Origin of the sequence: Arthrobacter hankyongi, from assembly GCF_022012395.1 — a bacterium.
In the GTDB taxonomy this organism is placed as follows: Bacteria; Actinomycetota; Actinomycetes; order Actinomycetales; family Micrococcaceae; genus Crystallibacter; species Crystallibacter hankyongi.
The window spans coordinates 92,727-109,722 of sequence record NZ_JAKLTQ010000016.1; the positions used below are offsets into that span (position 1 = coordinate 92,727).

Annotated in this window: 16 protein-coding genes; 8 read left to right on the forward strand and 8 right to left on the reverse strand. The window is 68.1% G+C overall.

Annotation, left to right across the window (positions count from 1 at the left end; genetic code table 11):
- Positions 1-27 precede the first annotated feature (27 nt).
- Positions 28-777: a hypothetical protein gene (locus tag LVY72_RS17940; protein ID WP_237823896.1), complete on the reverse strand. Its 750-nt coding sequence runs from the start codon at positions 775-777 to the stop codon at positions 28-30.
- A 169-nt stretch (positions 778-946) separates the two neighbouring features.
- On the opposite strand from LVY72_RS17940, the gene LVY72_RS17945 reads away from it, so the two are divergent.
- Both LVY72_RS17945 and LVY72_RS17950 read left to right on the forward strand, forming a co-directional pair.
- Positions 947-1,231, forward strand: a complete 285-nt coding sequence (locus tag LVY72_RS17945) for a DUF427 domain-containing protein (RefSeq protein ID WP_237823899.1) — start codon at positions 947-949, stop codon at positions 1,229-1,231.
- A complete protein-coding gene (locus tag LVY72_RS17950; protein ID WP_372463730.1) occupies positions 1,221-2,033 on the forward strand; it encodes a lipoate--protein ligase family protein in 813 nt (270 codons plus the stop codon). The genes LVY72_RS17945 and LVY72_RS17950 overlap by 11 nt, the downstream gene beginning before the upstream one ends.
- 28 nt (positions 2,034-2,061) lie before the next feature.
- On the opposite strand, the gene LVY72_RS17955 is transcribed toward LVY72_RS17950, so the two are convergent.
- From LVY72_RS17955 to LVY72_RS17980, 6 genes are all read right to left on the reverse strand, one after another.
- Entirely contained in the window at positions 2,062-2,448 is a 387-nt protein-coding gene (locus LVY72_RS17955) for an SHOCT domain-containing protein (RefSeq protein ID WP_237823901.1), read from the reverse strand.
- A 57-nt stretch (positions 2,449-2,505) separates the two neighbouring features.
- Complete coding sequence (locus LVY72_RS17960) at positions 2,506-2,931, reverse strand: hypothetical protein (RefSeq protein WP_237823905.1); 426 nt, start codon at positions 2,929-2,931, stop codon at positions 2,506-2,508.
- Positions 2,932-3,044: 113 nt separating this feature from the next.
- On the reverse strand, positions 3,045-5,606 hold the full coding sequence (locus LVY72_RS24785) for a winged helix-turn-helix domain-containing protein (RefSeq protein WP_237823920.1): 2,562 nt from the start codon (positions 5,604-5,606) through the stop codon (positions 3,045-3,047).
- A 165-nt stretch (positions 5,607-5,771) separates the two neighbouring features.
- Positions 5,772-6,401 (reverse strand): MBL fold metallo-hydrolase, encoded by a 630-nt coding sequence (locus LVY72_RS17970; protein ID WP_237823923.1) that lies wholly within the window; start codon positions 6,399-6,401, stop codon positions 5,772-5,774.
- A complete protein-coding gene (locus tag LVY72_RS17975) occupies positions 6,401-7,486 on the reverse strand; it encodes an S-(hydroxymethyl)mycothiol dehydrogenase (protein ID WP_237823938.1) in 1,086 nt (361 codons plus the stop codon). The genes LVY72_RS17970 and LVY72_RS17975 overlap by 1 nt, the downstream gene beginning before the upstream one ends.
- A 193-nt stretch (positions 7,487-7,679) precedes the next feature.
- Positions 7,680-7,904, reverse strand: coding sequence for a glutaredoxin domain-containing protein (locus LVY72_RS17980; RefSeq protein ID WP_237824030.1), 225 nt, complete (start codon positions 7,902-7,904; stop codon positions 7,680-7,682).
- Positions 7,905-8,052: 148 nt separating this feature from the next.
- On the opposite strand from LVY72_RS17980, the gene LVY72_RS17985 reads away from it, so the two are divergent.
- Complete coding sequence (locus LVY72_RS17985; RefSeq protein WP_237823941.1) at positions 8,053-8,808, forward strand: SOS response-associated peptidase; 756 nt, start codon at positions 8,053-8,055, stop codon at positions 8,806-8,808.
- Positions 8,809-8,843: 35 nt separating this feature from the next.
- Here LVY72_RS17985 and LVY72_RS17990 read toward each other — a convergent pair whose 3' ends face one another.
- On the reverse strand, positions 8,844-9,287 hold the full coding sequence (locus tag LVY72_RS17990; protein ID WP_237823960.1) for a VOC family protein: 444 nt from the start codon (positions 9,285-9,287) through the stop codon (positions 8,844-8,846).
- Between the two features lie 273 nt (positions 9,288-9,560).
- Here LVY72_RS17990 and LVY72_RS17995 point away from each other — a divergent pair, with 273 nt between their 5' ends.
- From LVY72_RS17995 to pgsA, 5 genes are all read left to right on the forward strand, one after another.
- A complete protein-coding gene (locus LVY72_RS17995) occupies positions 9,561-9,875 on the forward strand; it encodes a DUF6504 family protein (RefSeq protein WP_237823963.1) in 315 nt (104 codons plus the stop codon).
- Between the two features lie 17 nt (positions 9,876-9,892).
- Positions 9,893-13,447, forward strand: coding sequence for a DNA polymerase III subunit alpha (locus LVY72_RS18000; protein WP_237823966.1), 3,555 nt, complete (start codon positions 9,893-9,895; stop codon positions 13,445-13,447).
- Between the two features lie 65 nt (positions 13,448-13,512).
- Complete coding sequence (gene thrS / locus LVY72_RS18005) at positions 13,513-15,540, forward strand: threonine--tRNA ligase (RefSeq protein ID WP_237823983.1); 2,028 nt, start codon at positions 13,513-13,515, stop codon at positions 15,538-15,540.
- The gene (locus LVY72_RS18010) at positions 15,537-16,118 is read left to right on the forward strand and encodes an HIT family protein (protein WP_237823986.1); all 582 of its coding nucleotides are present in this window, start codon (positions 15,537-15,539) and stop codon (positions 16,116-16,118) included. The genes thrS and LVY72_RS18010 overlap by 4 nt, the downstream gene beginning before the upstream one ends.
- Before the next feature lie 3 nt (positions 16,119-16,121).
- Positions 16,122-16,733 (forward strand): phosphatidylinositol phosphate synthase, encoded by a 612-nt coding sequence (pgsA, locus tag LVY72_RS18015; RefSeq protein ID WP_237823988.1) that lies wholly within the window; start codon positions 16,122-16,124, stop codon positions 16,731-16,733.
- The last annotated feature ends 263 nt before the right edge of the window (positions 16,734-16,996 follow it).

Consider the following 16,996-nt stretch of genomic DNA (forward strand, 5'->3'; position numbering starts at 1 on the left):
AGCATTCCGGGCCTGCTGCCGGGGACCTCAGGGCCCTTTCCCGCTGCTGCCCGCGGACGGCCCCCGCGGCCGGAGCGGACGCGGGCGCTGCAGGGCCGCGCCGAGCAGCCAGAGGCTCCAGCCAATGGTCAGGACGAGGCCGGCCAGCGTGGGCAGCTGGTTGGCCGGTGCGAACCCCTGCGCGCCGATGATCCAGCCCTGGGCCTGCCAGGCCACGCCGGACAGGCCCATGAGCAGTCCCACCCCGGGCGGAATCCGCCGGCCGCCGGCGGCGGCCGCGCCCAACAGGACCAGCGCCAGCCCAAGCAGGAAACTCTGATAGCTTCTGACACCCCATTCGAGCCAGCGGACGGTCTCGGCCGCGGTGAAGCGCAACGGCTTCTGGGCTGCCGGAGCGGCGGCCCAGGCATCGACAGCCTGCTTGAGGGCGACGCCGTCGACCGCCTGCAGCACGCCATAGAGCGCGAGTGCTGCACCGGCTGCGACCAGGCCGAACCGGCCCAGCCACCGCAGGCCTCCCGGGCGCAGCCCGAGGGCCGGGTACAGTGCCGCGAGGCCTGCGATGAACACCGCCATGCCAACGAACTGGCCCAGATGCACCGCGGTCCAGTCCGTGCTGGCTGCATACTCGGCGAACACCGCCGGGTGGTCGTTGGCAGGTTGTTGGTCCGGATGGAGCAGGCCTGCGGCCACGGAGAGGACAACGCCGGCCAGCACCAGCCCTGCAGCGGGCCGGATGGCGCTGTGGTCCGCGCTGCCCGGGTGGTTGCTGGTCATAACGGGACTTCGATCCATGCACTGCGTGCCCGGCGGACGCCGGTTCCTCAAGGCTGCTCCCGGCGGCAGCCGGGCGTCAAGGCACCCCGCCTGTGCGGCAGAGCGCCCAAGGTGCAGGCGCCTAAGATACATAAGGAGCAGCAGCTATCTTCCCCCCCAAAGGAGCAGCATGGTCAGGGCGGTCTGGAACGGCGCCGTTATTGCCGAATCCGAGGACACGATCGTGGTGGAGGGCAACCACTACTTCCCGCGAAGCGCCGTACAGGAGCACTATCTGGTGCCCAGCGGCCACGAAACCGTATGCGCATGGAAGGGCACGGCGTCGTACTACACGCTGGACGTCGGCGGCGAGCGCAATCCGGATGCCGTCTGGTACTACGCGGATCCGGCCCCGGCGGCGGCAGCGGTCCGCGGCCGGGTGGCGTTCTGGCGCGGAGTCACCGTTGAGGCCTGATCCGCGCCCGGACGCCTCCTCCGCACCACCGGCGGAGGGGGACGGACCGCTGTTGTGGACCCGGCAGCCGGCGTCCTTCGGCGCAGCTGCGGACCTGGACTACGGCCTGGACATGCTCGCGGCCGCCAAGCAAGGCCGGCTGCAGCGGACCATGCGGCTGTACCGGCCGGCACCCACCGTGGCGTTCGGCCAGCGGGACGCCAACCTGCCCGGCTTCGCCAACGCCGTCGAGCGCTGCCGCGCGCTCGGGTTCGAGCCGCTGGTGCGCAAGGCCGGGGGCCGGGCGGCCGCCTACCATGAGGGCTGCCTGGTACTGGACCATGTGGAGCCGCAGGCGGACGCGATTATGGGCGCCAAATCCCGCTTCGCCCGGTTCGGGCTGCTGCTGGCCGGGGCGCTGCGGGAGGCCGGGCTGAAGGCCGGGGTCGGGGAAATCCCGGGTGAGTACTGCCCCGGGGAGTTCAGCGTCCACGGGGTCCATCCCGAGGACCCCGGGCACAAGGTGAAGCTCGTCGGCACGGCCCAGCGGGTGGTCGCCGGGGCCTGGCTGTTCTCCTCGGTCATCGTGGTGCAGGATTCCGCGCCGCTGCGCCGGGTGCTGACCGAGTCGTATGCTGCGCTGGGCCTGGACTGGGATCCGGCGACCGCCGGGGCGGCGGACGACCTGGTTCCGTCGCTGGACGTCGACGCCGTGGAGGCGGCTGTGCGCCGGGCCTATGCCGGCTTTGCCACGCTGCAGGACCGGCCGATGCAGGATCTGCTGGGGCAGGTGCCGGTTCCGGCCGGCGGCAGCGCAGCTTGACCGGAGCGTGATCAGCGCGCCTTAGCCGTCAGGCGAGGGCTTTGCTCTTGATCGCCTCGTATTCGCTGGCGGTGATGACGCCTTGCTCCAGCAGGAGCTTGGCTTTGGAAATCTCTTCGCTCGGGCTGGAACCGGCGACATTGCGGATATAGGTGTCGGTTGCCTGCTGGACCTCGTGGGCTTCCTTGGCCGAACGCTCTGCCATGCCGGAGTGGCGGGCAATGATGTACACCAGCGCGGTCAGGAAGGGCAGGAAAATCAGGAAGATGATCCACACCGCTTTCAACCATCCGTTGAGCTGGTGGTCCCGGAAAAGGTCGCTGATGATCGCGAACAAGACGTAGAAATAGGCGACGAATGCGAAGATCCAGAGGGACCACAAGACAATGTCCCAGAAATTCTCCCCGAAGCTCATGTGCTTGCCCTTCTCTCGGATGGAACTGTGCGGCTGTGCGAGGGTTGCGGTTCGCGGCTAGCTGGCCGGGCACTTAAGGTCGATCGTCAGGTTTTTGAGCTGTGCCTTGACGTTGGCAGCCTCTTCCCGCAGGGAGTTGATGGCCTGGGACACAGTGGCATCATTGGGGATGTCATCGACGGCCTTATTGAACTCGTCGGTGGCCTTGTTCACCGCCTCGGTCCGGTCTTTGGCAACCTGCTCGGCGGCCTTGTCCAGATCCTCGCGGGTCTTCTGGACCTGGTCGCGTGCTGCCTGGATTTCCCCGACGGTAGCGCCCGGCTTCAGCGTGTCCTCGAAGCCTTTCACTGCGCCGGCAAACGCCTTTGCGGCGGTGCAGGCCTGCGTCGCATTCTCCTGCGGGCTGGAACTGCAGCCGGTGAGCAGGACGATGGCGGTGCCGATGGCGGCCGGTACTGCCAGGATGGCGTGGGTTCTGGACATTGGAGGATCCTCTCCCGGATGGACTGCCGGATACCGCCATTATGGTTCCGGCAACGGGAAGCGGGCCTCATTCGATCTAGGTGAATTCCGACAAGCGCGCCTGGTAACGCCGCTCAGAACAGCCGGCGCTCCGCGGCGATCCGCAACGCTTCGCGCCGGCTCGAGGCACCCAGCTTGCGGTAGATCGACCGCTGGTGGGTTTTGACCGTGTTCACCGAAACGAAGAGTGCTGCGGCAATATCTGCCGCCGTCATGATCGAGCGCATGTAGGCCAGCACTTCGCATTCCCGTGCGGTGAGCTCCCAGTATGAATGCGTCCGCCGCACATGGTCCTGGGCATACTGGGCCGCCCGTGCCGCGACGAAGGAATCGTGGGCGCTACCCCAGTCCGCGTGCTGGAGGAGCAGTTCGGCCAGTTCGTCGCCCCGCTCGGTGAAGGGGCGCAGGACGGACTGGGGCTCGGCGCACCGGAGGGCATGTTCGAGCCGCTCATGCGCCGCGCTCTTGTCCCCGCCCGCATAGTCCAGCAGCGCCTCGGTCAGCGACAGGCTGGTGTCGATGTAGGAGATGCTCCGCTGGATGGCCGGCGAGTGGATGCAGCGCTGCGCCGCGGCGGTTTCTCCGCCGCGGCGCAGCAGTTCGGCCAGGAGGGTGTCCACCACCGGGGAATGTCCGCCGGTGCCCAGGGGCTGGAGGATGGTCAGGGCGCCGTCCAGATCCCCCTTGGCTTCGAAAAGCTTCGCCTTGGCGATGGTATGGAATGCGTGCAGCCCGTCCAGCGCCTGCTCTTCGAGCGCCTGCAGGGTCGCACTGGCTTCGGCAAGCCTGGCCGGTTCTGCTGCGGCGCAGTCCAGCAGGACGCGGTACATCAGGGCCAGCGGGAGCAGGGAGGACGGCTGGCTGCCGGCGGGCGCGGCCCTGGCCAGGCAGGTCCGTGCGCCGTTCAGGTTGTCCTGCCAGTAGCAGGCAATGCCGCGGGCCAGCCAGACCGGGGCCAGTTGCTCCTGGGCATTCCACACCTGCCTGCGGGTCAGCCCCAGGGTGCGCAGCGCCTGGTTTTCAGCGGCTGACAGGTCTCCGGTCGTCGCGAATGCCAGCGCGAGTTCTGCCGCGGCGCACACCTCTACTGTCTCCACCCGGTTCGCGCTGCCGGCCGAGATGGCCGCGCGCAGCAGGGAGACCGCCTGGTCCCCGTCCCGCTGCAGCCGGACCTCGGCCTGGCCAAGCAGGAACAGGCCGGCAGCGTGGGCCGCGCCGTGTCCATCCGCTGCGGCGTCTACCAGGCGCCGGCCTTCGGCGGCAGCTGTCTGCAGGCCGGACCCGTTGTCGAGGATGAACAACCCGAACAGGCTCCGCGTGATGTCGAGCCGGCGGCGGCGCTCGGCGGACAGTGCCGGGGCGGCCGCGAGCGAACGGATGGTCAGGTTCCGGGCCGCCTCCCGGTCACCGCAGAAGCTGCGGCAGGCCGCGCGGATCATGAGTATCTCAGGATCGGCGCCCCATGGCGCCGGCAGCTCCAGGCACAATTGCTCAAGGGGTCCGGGTTCATGGCGGAGCACGAACTCCAGCCAGTGGCTGCCGAGCGAGGTCACGGCCTGCAGGGGGTCACGGCCCCGCAACGCATGGGCTACGCATTCTGCCACGTCGATGTCCTGATAGTGACTGGCGGCGATGCGGTGCAGGGATTCGGCGCTCGCCGGATCCCTCCGCTGGAGCAGGCCGCGGCACTGGGCAGCGAAGAGGGTGTGCCAGCGGTAGACCGGCTCGTCCCCGCGCCGGCCATGTTCCTCGAGGAAAAGGCCCTTGCGCAGGCATTCCTCAAGCAGGATGCCGCCGCCGGGTGCGCCATGGAGCTGGCCGGCGAGGCGGCTGTCGAGCCGATCGCAGGCGGTGGCATGCAGCAGGAAGTCCGCCAATGTGGGAGGCAGTTGGTCGAGCACCTCTTCCACCAGATAGTCTGCCAGCGGTCCGCTGGCGGCCAGTTCTTCGGCCAGGGCCTCCGGCGAACCATGGGTTTGCAGGCCGGAGGCCAGTCCGAGCCGTACCCCGATCGGCCAGCCGCCGGTCGCCTGCCACAGGGCACCGGGGTCCGGCAGCGGGCCGTTGTCTTCCCTTGCCGCTGATAGCCGGATAACTTCCTCCCGGGTGAAGGCGAGTTCGGCCGCATGGAACTCGGCCAGGCCTTCGCCCTGCCGGATTTTTTCCACCGGGATGGCCGGATCCCAGCGTCCGCACAGGACGATCCGGAGGGCAGGCGGCGCCGACGCGGCGAGCACACCGATAATGTTTTCGGCCAGGTGCCCGCCGGCCAGTTCGACGTCGTCAAGGACCAGGACCATCGGATCGGTGAGGTGCTCGAGGGCGCCGAGCACCAAATCGAAGGAAACAGCGGGATCGCGTGCCAGTTTCTGCTCGAGGCCCAGCAGGGCTTCGTGGCCGCAGCCGCGGTACCCGCCGGCTGCCGTCTGCAGGGCTGCCAGGACCCACCGGAACAACCGGGCAGGCCGGCTGTCGAACCGGTCGAGGGAGAGCCAGGCACAGGGCGGGGCGCTGTGGCGGGCCCAGTCGGCCAGGATCGTGGATTTGCCGTAGCCGGCGGGAGCCGTCACGAGGGTCAGCCGGTGGGATTCGATCGCAGCGGTCAGCGCCGCTTCAAGGCGCGGACGCTCTATCACGTCTGCGCGGCGTCTGGGCGGCCGTATCTTGAATTGCGGACCAGGCACCCAGCCCGAGGCTGCAGTCCCTACCACGAGCCATATCGTAGGGGCATCGGACGGCAGGAACAAGGCCGGCGGGTAACGCCCGACCCTGGACAGGGAAGGACGTTACCCGCCGAACGATCAGTGGCCGCGGGCGATCCACTCATCCAGGTGCGGTGCCTCGGCGCCGACGGTCGTTGACTCGCCGTGCCCGGTGTTCACCGTGGTCTCCGCCGGCAGGGTCAGCAGGCGGTTCTTGATGGACTCGATGATCGTGCCGAAGTCGCTGTAGGAGCGGCCGGTGGCACCCGGTCCGCCGTTGAACAGCGTGTCGCCGGAGAACACCGTGCCCAGTTCCGGAGCGTAGAACACCGTGGAACCGGGGGAGTGGCCCGGGGTGTGCAGCGCCTGCAGCTCGGTGCCGGCGACCTCGAAGGTGTCGCCGTCGGCGATTTCCGCATCCGGGGCGGTGTCCGGGAAGACAACGTCCCAGAGCATCCGGTCGGCCGGATTCAGGTACACCGGGGCGCCGGACAGCTCGCGGAACTCGCCCGCGTAGCGGATATGGTCATCGTGCCCGTGGGTGAGCAGGATGGCCTTGACCTTCCGGCCGGCCACCTGCGCGGCAACGGCGGCCGGGTCGTGGGCCGGATCGATCACGAAGACCTCGGACTGGTCGCCGACGATCCAGACGTTGTTGTCCACGTCCCAGGTGCCGCCGTCCAGCGAGAAGGTGCCGGAGGTGACGACCTTTTCGATCGAAGCCGCCACTAGAGCTCCACCACCGAGCGCAGCACCTTGCCTTCGTGCATCTTGTCGAAGGCTTCCTCGACCTGGTCCAGCGTGATGCGTTCGGAGACGAAGGCGTCCAGGTCCAGGTTGCCCTGCTTGTAGTGGCTGACCAGCATCGGGAAGTCGCGGGAGGGCAGGCAGTCGCCGTACCAGGAGGACTTCAGCGAGCCGCCGCGGCCGAAGACATCCAGCAGCGGCAGTTCCAGCTGCATCTGCGGGGTGGGCACACCCACCAGCACCACGCGGCCGGCCAGGTCGCGGGCGTAGAAGGCCTGCTTGTAGGTTTCGGGCCGGCCCACGGCCTCGATCACGACGTCGGCGCCGTGGCCGCCGGTCAGGGCGCGGATGGCTTCCACCGGATCCTCGTCCTTGGAGTTGACGCCGTGGGTGGCGCCGAGCTTCCTGGCCATCTCGATCTTGTTGTCGTCGATGTCGACGGCGATGATCGTGGTGGCGCCGGCCAGTTTGGCCCCGGCGATGGCGGCGATGCCGACGCCGCCGCAGCCGATCACGGCCACGGACTCGCCGCGCTTGACCTCTCCGGTGTTGATTGCCGCGCCGATGCCGGCCATCACGCCGCAGCCGAGCAGGCCGACGGCGGCTGGGTCGGCGTCGTCGTCGACCTTGGTGCACTGCCCGGCGGCCACCAGGGTCTTCTCAGCGAAGGCGCCGATGCCCAGGGCGGGGGAGAGTTCGGTGCCGTCCTCGAGGGTCATCTTCTGGGTGGCATTGTGAGTGTTGAAGCAGTACTGCGGCTGGCCCTTGGCGCAGGCCCGGCACTGGCCGCAGACCGCGCGCCAGTTCAGGATGACCCGGTCCCCGGGGGCCACCTCGGTGACGCCCGGCCCGACGGCGGAGACGACGCCGGTGGCCTCGTGGCCGAGCAGGTAGGGGAACTCGTCGCCGATGCCGCCGAGCTTGTAGTGCAGGTCGGTGTGGCAGACGCCGCAGGTCAGGATGTCGACCAGCGCCTCGCCCGGGCCCGGATCCGGGACCAGGATGGTCTCGATGGTGACCGGCGCGTTCTTTTCCTTGGCAACAACTGCCCGTACTTTGTGAACCATGCTGTGGCGCGTCCCTTTCTGGGAATGGGGATACTCTGCGGGCGGGTGGCCCAGACCTCATCCTAGGAAAAGAAAAACCGGGTGTCACAATTTTCATAACGATCGTTATGAAAATTGCGGCACCCGGCGGATCCCGGTCCTGCCCGGCCGTCACGCACCGTCATGCACGGCGGGCAGCCGACGCCCCTGAAGCTCAGACGCCCAGGCGCTCGCGGACCTCGGAGAGCGAGGGGTTGGTAGCGCTGCTGCCATCGGGGAAGAGCAAGGTGGGTACCGTCTGGTTGCCGCCGTTGATCTTCTCGACCAGTTCGGCGGTACCGGGCACGTCTTCGATGTTGATCTCCCGGTAGCCGATGCCCTGGCTGTCCAGCTGGGACTTCAGCCTGCGGCAGTATCCGCACCAGGAGGTGGAGAACATGGTGATGGTGCCGGTCTCGGGGATGTACTGCAAGAAGCGCTCCTTCGTTGATGACGTGTCGTCATTTATGGAACGCCTGCGGCAGCCGATCAATTCCGGGCCGGACAGCCGGTTCCCGGCGCCTGCGGACCGGTGGCAGACTGGTTCCATGTGCGGACGATACGTAATGGCCCGGGCCGTGGGGGATCTGGTGGCTGCCACCGGGGCCGAGTACCCGGAGGATTTCGACCTTCGCGAATCCTATAACGTCGCACCGACGACCGATGTGCCGATCCTGCTGGAACGGATTGTCGACGGCGGGATCCGCCGCCAGCTGCACCTCGCCAGGTGGGGGCTGGTTCCCCGCTGGGCCAAGGACCCCTCCGTGGGTGTGCGTGCCTTCAACGCGCGGATCGAAACGGTGGCCGAGAAGCCCACGTTCCGGGCGGCGCTGGGAGCCAGGCGGTGCGCGGTGCCGGTGGACGGCTACTACGAATGGAAGAAGCAGGGCCCCAAGTCCAAGCGGCCGTACTATGTCCATCCCGCCGACGGCGCCCCGATCCTGTTTGCCGGGCTGTACGAGTGGTGGAAGGATCCGGCCAAGGAGGAGGGGGACCCGGAACTGTGGCTGCTGACCACCACGGTGATCACCGCCGCAGCCCCGCCGGCGGGCACCGGCTCCCCGGTGCTGGAGGAACTCTCCGGCCTGCATGACCGGATGCCGGTGCCGATGGATAAGGACACGCTGGATGCCTGGCTGGATCCGTCGGCGAAGGACGGTGCGTCGCTGGTGGAACTGGTCCGGGACCGCGCGTACGACGCCGCGTCCGGCTGGGTGCTGGACCCGGTGGGCCCGGCGGTGGGCAACGTGCGCAACAACTCGCCGGAGCTGATCATCCGGCAGCCGGACCTGCTCGAAAGCTGACCCCTTCCCGCCCCACCCCCTCTTCCATGGGGGGCTCAGGCGGCGGGACCGAAGCGCACCGTGCCGTCGTCGCCGATACTCAGGCCCGGATTGAAGACAATGTCCCAGCGGTAGCCGTCCGGATCCGCGAAGCATCCGCTGTAGCCGCCCCAGGGCTGGTACCGGCCGGCCGAGACCAGTGTGGCGCCGGCGGCCAGCGCCTGCTCGACCACCTCGTCCACCACCGCCGGGCTGTCCACATTCTGGCCCAGCGAGACCGGAATGGCGGGGCCGGACTCGGGGTGTCCCACGTCCCCGTACTCGCGCCGCATGCTCTCCACGTTCCACAGTCCCAGGATCTGGCCGTGGGCGACCTGCAGGAAGAAAATCTCCCCTGCCTCTTCGAACAAAGGCCGCCAGCCCAGTCCGTCAACGTAGAACTCCCGCGACGCCCGGACATCGCGCACGCCCAGGGTCACGGCCGTCACCAGAGGTTTCATGGTCCCGATCCTGCCACCGCGCCGGCAGGCTGGCTAGGGCCCCCTTCCCATCGGCTGGACACTTAACGCCCTTCCCAGACCCGGAAAAGGCGTTAAGTGTCCAGCCGATCTGGAGGAGGTGGTTTGTCGGTGGCGTCCCTTAGGGTCAACCTTGGAATTCGAACATATATTCGAATAAAGTGATAGGGCCATGTGTTCCGGCTGCACCCCTGTAGGAGCTGGGGATGCAACCGGCAAATCTGGCCCGCGTTTCCGAGGAAAGGTGGCTGGACATTGGGTGTTTTCAGTGAATCGGTGGAGGTGGCCTGTTCCCCCGCGGGGCAGCCGGTCAGGCTCGTCTGGGGAAACCGGAGCTACCGGATCGTGGCCGAGCCGGTGCGCTGGTACCAGCGCCGCAGCTGGTGGGTCGAGGAACAGCGGGCTGAACTGGGACGGGGTGCGGGGCTGGTGGACCACGAAATCTGGCGGGTGCAGATACAGCAGGGCGGCCGCTCGCAGGTGCGGACCCTGGACCTTTCCCGGCAGGGAAACCCCGGACGCTGGCGCCTGATCAAGGTCCACGACGCCATCCAAAGCCTGAGCGCCTGAGCCGCAGGACGCCGGCGATGAGCTTCACCCACCTGCATGTTTCCTCCGCCTTCAGTGCCCACTACGGGGTGTCCTGGCCGGACGAGCTGGCGGAGGCGGCCGCCGCCTACGGGGCAGATGCCCTGGCCTGCACGGACCGGGACGGGCTGTACGGGGCGGTGAAGCACATCAAGGCCTGCCTGGCCGCGGGGCTGGATCCGATCATAGGAGTGGACCTTGCGGTACGCGGCGGGCCGGGGCGCGACGCCGGACGGGTGGTCATCCTGGCCCATGGCGGAAACCGGGGACAGGGGTACCGCGCGCTGTGCCGGCTGGTCTCGGATGCCCATGACGGCACCGGGCCGGAAAGTCCCGGGGGCGGCAGGGGAAGCAGGCAAGCCCGGCCCCAGCGGACCCGCGGGCCGATCATAGGCCTGGACCGGCTGGCAGTGCGGGCCGCGGGTACGGAGGATGCGGACGGCATGGCAGCGCTCACCGTGCTGCTTGGACCGTACTCGGACGTGGGGAAGGCGCTGCACGGCCGCCGCTACGCCGAGGCGCGCCGGCTGGCCGCGCACTGGCGCACCGTGCTGCCGGCCGGGACGCTGGTCGTGGAAGCCGTCAGCCACCTGAGCCCGCCCGGGGAGAACCTCAGCACCGCCCACGCCGTGCGGATGCTCAAGCTGGCCCGGGACCTGGGCTTGCCCGCGGTCTTGACCAATGCGGTGCGCTACTGCCAGGAAGACGGCGCCGCCACCGCCGACGTACTGGATTCGGCACGCGCACTGACCGCCCTGTCCAGGCTGTCCGACCTGCAGCCCAACGGCCAGGGCTGGCTGAAAGACGCGGACCGGATGCGCGCCCTGGCACGGGAAATCGTCCGCACGGCGGGCTGGGGACACCGTGAAGCCTCGACCCTGCTGGCCGCCACGGAGGCGCTGGCCGACCGCTGCCGGCTGGACCCGTACCGGGACATGGGATACCGCCGGCCGGTCGTGCCGGAGGCCTCGGTGATCGGCATCTCGGGCAATCCGGATACCGAACTGGCCCAGCGCTGCGAAGCAGGGGTGGGTGCCCGGTTCCCCGGCACCGCCGGCCGGGCCGGACGGGAACTGCGGGACCGGCTGGACCATGAACTCGCCATCATTACCCGCCTGGGCTTCGCCTCCTACTTCCTCACCGTGGCCGAGGTCGCCCGGATGATCACCGGCATGGGCATCAGGGTGTCGGCCCGGGGGTCCGGGGCCTCCAGCCTGGTGAACTACCTGCTGTACATCAGCCATGTGAACCCGCTGGACCACGGGCTGATTTTCGAACGCTTCCTTTCCCGGGACCGCTCCACCCTGCCGGACATTGATATCGACGTCGAAAGCGCCCGGCGCCACCACGTCTACCACCGGATCTTCGAACGCTTCGGGCCGCAGCGGGTCACCCTGATGAGCATGCAGAACGGCTATCGGGCGCGCGGAGCCGTCCGCGACGCAGGCCTGGCGCTGGGCATGGAAGACGAAGATATCTCCGCCATCGCCAAGCAGCTCTGGCGGTTCTCCGCCCGCAGCTTCCGCGAGGCACTGGCGGAAAAGCCGGAACTGCGGGATATCTCCGGACAGGTGGAACAGGACCGCCAGCTTGACCTGCTGGTAGACCTGACCGAACGGCTGGACCGGCTGCCGCGGCACATCTCCATGCACCCGTGCGGGGTGATCCTGGGGGATAAGTCCCTGCTGGACCGCACACCCGTCCAGCCCAGCAGACTGGGACTTCCAATGAGCCAGTTCGACAAACACGACATGGACCCCATGGGCATGCTCAAGCTCGACGTGCTGGGGGTGCGGATGCAAAGCTCCATGGCCTACGCGCTGGAGGAGATCGTCCGGATCCACCGGGGCAAGGCAGCTGTCACGGCAGCCGGGAACCACCCCGCGGACCAGGCCGGAAACGGCCCGTCCTACATCAGACCGGACGGCCGGATCGACCTGGACGCGGTTCCTCTCGATGACCAAGCCACCTTTGAACTGATCCGCAGTACCCACACCCTGGGCTGCTTCCAGATCGAATCCCCGGGCCAACGCGAACTGGTCGGCAAAATGGCCCCGCGCAACTTCAACGACCTGATCATCGATATCTCCCTCTTCCGCCCCGGCCCCATGAAGTCCGACATGGTCCGGCCGTTCCTGGAACACCGCCATGGCTGGGCGCCGGAGCACTACCCCCACCCCGACCTGAAGCCGGTGCTGCAGGAAACCCACGGGGTTACCGTCTTCCACGAACAGGTGCTGCGGACGTTCGACGTCTTTACCGGCTGCGGACCGGCCAAAGCGGACGAACTGCGGCGCCTGCTGGGCAGCGGGGAGGCGGAAGCAGGGGTGGCGGAATACTTCCGTACCCGTTCGGCCGAACGCGGCTACCCGGCCGAAACCATCGAGACGGTCTGGGGCACCCTGCAAGCCTTCGGCAGCTTCGGCTTCTGCAAGGCCCACGGCGCAGCCTTCGCGGTACCCACCTACCAGTCCGCCTGGCTGAAGGCCCACCACCCCGAAGCCTTCCTGGCCGGTCTGTGGGAACACGATCCGGGAATGTATCCGCGCCGGCTGCTGGTGGCCGAAGCCCGCAGGATGGGCATCCCGATCCTGCCGCTGGACATCAACCACAGCAAGGACACCTACCGGGTTGAACGCGTGCCCGGCACCGCGGCGGCGCCGGAGAAGCTGGGTATCCGGCTCAGCCTCGCCGGGATCTACGGGCTCTCCGCCGCCGAACTCCGGCGCATTGTCGCGGGACAGCCCTACGACTCGATCGCGGACCTGCGTGCCCGGGCCAAAGTCAGCCGTCCCACCCTGAAGCGGCTGGCCCAGCTGGGGGCCTTCGACGAACTGGCCCTGAGCAACGGACCTGCCGCGCTCGCAGGCCGGGCGGACCTGGTCCACCACCTGGACCTGATGGACGGCACGGGACGTTCCCTGCCGCAGCGGTACCGGCCCATCGAGGGCCAGCTTGCCCTGCCGTTGGGGGACCTGGAACTGCGCAACCTCACTCCGGTCTTCCCGGAGCCCTCCCTCGCGGATAAGGTCCGCACCGAGCTGGACCTGCTGGCCGTGGATGCCAGCGCGCACCTGATGGACAGCTACGCGCCGCTGCTGCGTGAGCTGGGAACCACTCCGGCCCGGGACCTGCTCGGGCTGCGCAACGGCACCGAGGTCCTGGTGGCGGGGATCCGGGTAGCCACCCAGACGCCGCCCATGCGCGGGGGCCGGCGGGTGGTGTTCATCAGTATCGACGACGGCACCGGCTGCGTGGACTGCACTTTCTTCCACGAGGCGCAGGAACAGGCCGGCCCGCTGCTGTTCGGCACCCGGCTGCTGCTGATCCGGGGGACCACCCGGCGGACCGGGCCGCGCGGCATCAGCCTGCAGGCCCTGGCGGCCTGGAACCTGGCGGACACCGCGTCGCTGCCGGTGCCCCCGGCCGGTGCCGTCGAAGCGCCGCTGCCGGCCGGATCCGGGCTGCCTGCCTGTGCGCAGGGACACAGCCCGGAGCCCGGCGCCCCGGAGAGCCATGTTGGTGGCCCCCAAGCCCAGCGGATACGATCGTAGAGGCTTGCGGTGCCCCCGGTACGGCGCAGCAGTAACGGCCTACAACGATTCATAAGGAGACCTCCGTGTCAGCGCCCCAAAACATCACCCTCATCGTGGACGGCGAAGAGAACCAGGTGGCGGCGGGCACTACCGGAACGGAGCTTTTCGCCGAACGCCGCGACGTCGTCGTCGTCCGGGTGGACGGCGAACTGCGTGACCTGGACCGGCCGCTGCCCGACGGCGCCAAGATCGAATCCGTCACCATCGACTCGCCGGACGGACTCAACGTGCTGCGCCATTCGACCGCGCACGTGATGGCCCAGGCCGTGCAGCAGTTGCGCCCGGATGCCAAGCTGGGCATCGGTCCCTACATCACCGACGGCTTCTACTTCGACTTCGACGTCGAGGAGCCCTTCACCCCCGACGACCTGAAGACGCTTGAGAAGATGATGCTCAAGATCGTCAACCAGAACCAGAAGTTCGCCCGCCGCGTGGTCACCGACGAGCAGGCACGCGAGGCCATGGCGGATGAGCCCTACAAGCTCATCCTGCTGGACAAGTCCGGGGAGGCTGACGAGGCCGGAGAAGGCGTCAACGTCGAGGTCGGCGCCGGCGAAACCACCATCTACGACAACGTGGACCGCAAGAGCGGGGAAACCATCTGGTGCGATCTGTGCCGCGGTCCGCACCTGCCCAATACCAAGCTGATCTCCAACGCCTTCGCCCTGACCCGCACCGCCGCCGCCTACTGGCTCGGCAGCGAGAAGAACAAGCAGCTGCAGCGCATCTACGGCACCGCCTGGCCGACCAAGGAAGACCTGAAGGCCTACCAGGACCGCATCGCCGAGGCCGAGCGCCGCGACCACCGCAAGCTCGGCGCCGAGTTGGACCTGTTCTCCTTCCCGGACGAACTCGGGTCCGGCCTGCCGGTGTTCCACCCCAAGGGCGGCATCATCCGCCGGACCATGGAGGACTATTCGCGCCAGCGGCACGAGCAGGCCGGCTACGAGTTCGTCTACACCCCGCACATCACCAAGGGCCACCTGTACGAGATCTCCGGGCACCTGGACTGGTACCGCGAGGGCATGTTCCCGGCGATGCACATCGACGAAACCCGGGACCCGGCGAGCGGGGAAGTGGTCAAGCCCGGCCAGGACTACTACCTGAAGCCGATGAACTGCCCGATGCACAACCTGATCTTCCGTTCGCGCGGGCGTTCCTACCGCGAACTGCCGCTGCGGCTGTTCGAATTCGGCTCGGTCTACCGCTATGAGAAGTCCGGCGTGGTGCACGGCCTGACCCGAGTGCGCGGCATGACCCAGGACGACGCCCACATCTACTGCACCCGCGAGCAGATGAAGGACGAGCTGACCACTACCCTGAACTTCGTCCTGGACCTGCTCAAGGACTACGGGCTGGAGGACTTCTACCTGGAACTGTCCACCAAGGACCCGGAGAAGTCCGTCGGCTCCGACGAGGCCTGGGAGGAGGCCACCCGCACCCTGGCCGAAGTGGCCGAGGCCTCCGGCCTGGAATTGGTGCCGGATCCGGGCGGAGCCGCCTTCTACGGGCCGAAGATCTCCGTCCAGGCCAAGGACGCCATCGGCCGGACCTGGCAGATGTCCACCATCCAGCTGGACTTCAATCTGCCCGAGCGCTTCGAACTTGAGTACCAGGCCGCCGACGGCACCCGCCAGCGTCCGGTGATGATCCACCGCGCGCTCTTCGGCTCCGTGGAGCGGTTCATGGGTGTGCTGATCGAGCATTACGCCGGTGCGTTCCCGGCCTGGCTGGCCCCGGTTCAGGTGGTCGGCATCCCGGTGGCCGAGGCGTTCAACGACTACATTTCCGACGTCGTGGCCAAGCTGCGCGCCCAGGGCATCCGGGCCGAGGCGGACCTGGGCACGGACCGCTTCCCGAAGAAGATCCGCACCGCCAGCAAGGACAAGATCCCGTTCGTGCTGATTGCCGGCGGCGAGGATGCCGAGGCCGGGGCCGTGTCCTTCCGCTTCCGCGATGGCAGCCAGGACAACGGCATTCCGGTGGACGAGGCAGTGGCCCGGATTGTCGACACCGTGCGGAACCGGGTCGGAAGCGGACCGCAGACGTGAGTAAGGAAGCGGGTACCACCGTGCAGGAACAGCCGGATGAGAAGGTCACGGATGACTTTGCGCTGCCCGGGGTTCCGGACGCCTTCCAGCGTCTCTGGACCCCTCATCGGATGGCCTACGTCAAGGGTGGCCAGGGCCAGTTCGACGACAAGGATGCCTGCCCGTTCTGTGCGGCTCCGGGCCGCCCGGACGAGGATTCACTGATCGTGCACCGCGGCGTGCACGCTTACGTGGTGCTCAACCTCTTCCCGTACAACCCCGGCCACCTGCTGATCTGTCCCTACCGGCACGTGCCGGACTACACGGACATCACCACCGAGGAGACGCTGGAGTTCGCCGAACTGACCCAGACGGCCATGCGCGTGCTGCGCAAAGTGGCCAACCCGGCCGGTTTCAACCTGGGCATGAACCAGGGAACCGCCGGCGGGGCCGGGGTGGCGGCCCACCTGCACCAGCATGTGGTCCCGCGCTGGGGAGGCGACGGGAACTTCTTCCCGATCATCGCCCAGACCAAGGCCATCACGCAGACGCTGGCGGAGGTCCGGGAGCAGGTCGCCGACGCCTGGCCGGCCGGCTAGCGGATGCTGAACAAGTATGCGCGCGGCTTCTTCGGCCGGCTCCTCTCGCCGCCGGCGCGGCTGCTGATCCGGCTGGGCGTCTCCCCGGATGCGGTCACGATCATTGGCACGCTTGGCGTCTGCGTCGGTGCGCTGGTGTTCTATCCGCTCGGGCAGCTGTTCTGGGGCACGGTGGTTATTACCGTCTTTGTCTTCTCCGACCTGATCGACGGCATCATGGCGCGGATGATGCAGCGCGACAGCCACTGGGGCAGCTTCCTGGACTCGACCCTGGACCGGGTGGCCGATGCAGCGGTGTTCGCCGGGGTGGCGATCTGGTTCTTCACCGGCGGGGCGAATGTGCCCATCGCCGTGGCGGCCCTGGTCTGCCTGGTCCTGGGCAGCCTGGTTTCCTACGCCCGGGCGAAGGCCGAATCGCTCGGCTGCAACGCGAGCGTCGGCATCGCCGAACGCTCGGAACGGCTGATTGCGGTCCTGGTCTTTACCGGGCTTGCCGGCCTGGGGCTGCCGGAGCCGGTGCTGCTGGCCGTTCTGGTGCTGCTGGCGGGGGCAAGCCTGATCACCGTCATCCAGCGGATGGCGGCGGTCTACCGCCAGACCCGCACCCCCGTCTGAGCACTGGTCCGGGAATTCGCGGTCTGCCACACTGCCTCCCAATCGACTTGACGGATAATGCCTTCTTCAACGCTGAAAACGGCATTATCGGTCAAGTCGATGAGCAGGAGGGCGGCAGCGGCACGCCTGCCGTTGCCCGAGGTAACAGCACGGCGGGACCACAGAGCATCCGGCGTATTATGGACTGTACCGTTTTCAACTACTCCTAGGGGCTTTTTGTGTCCAGCAGTGAAGAAACTTCAACGACCGCGCCGGTGACCGGT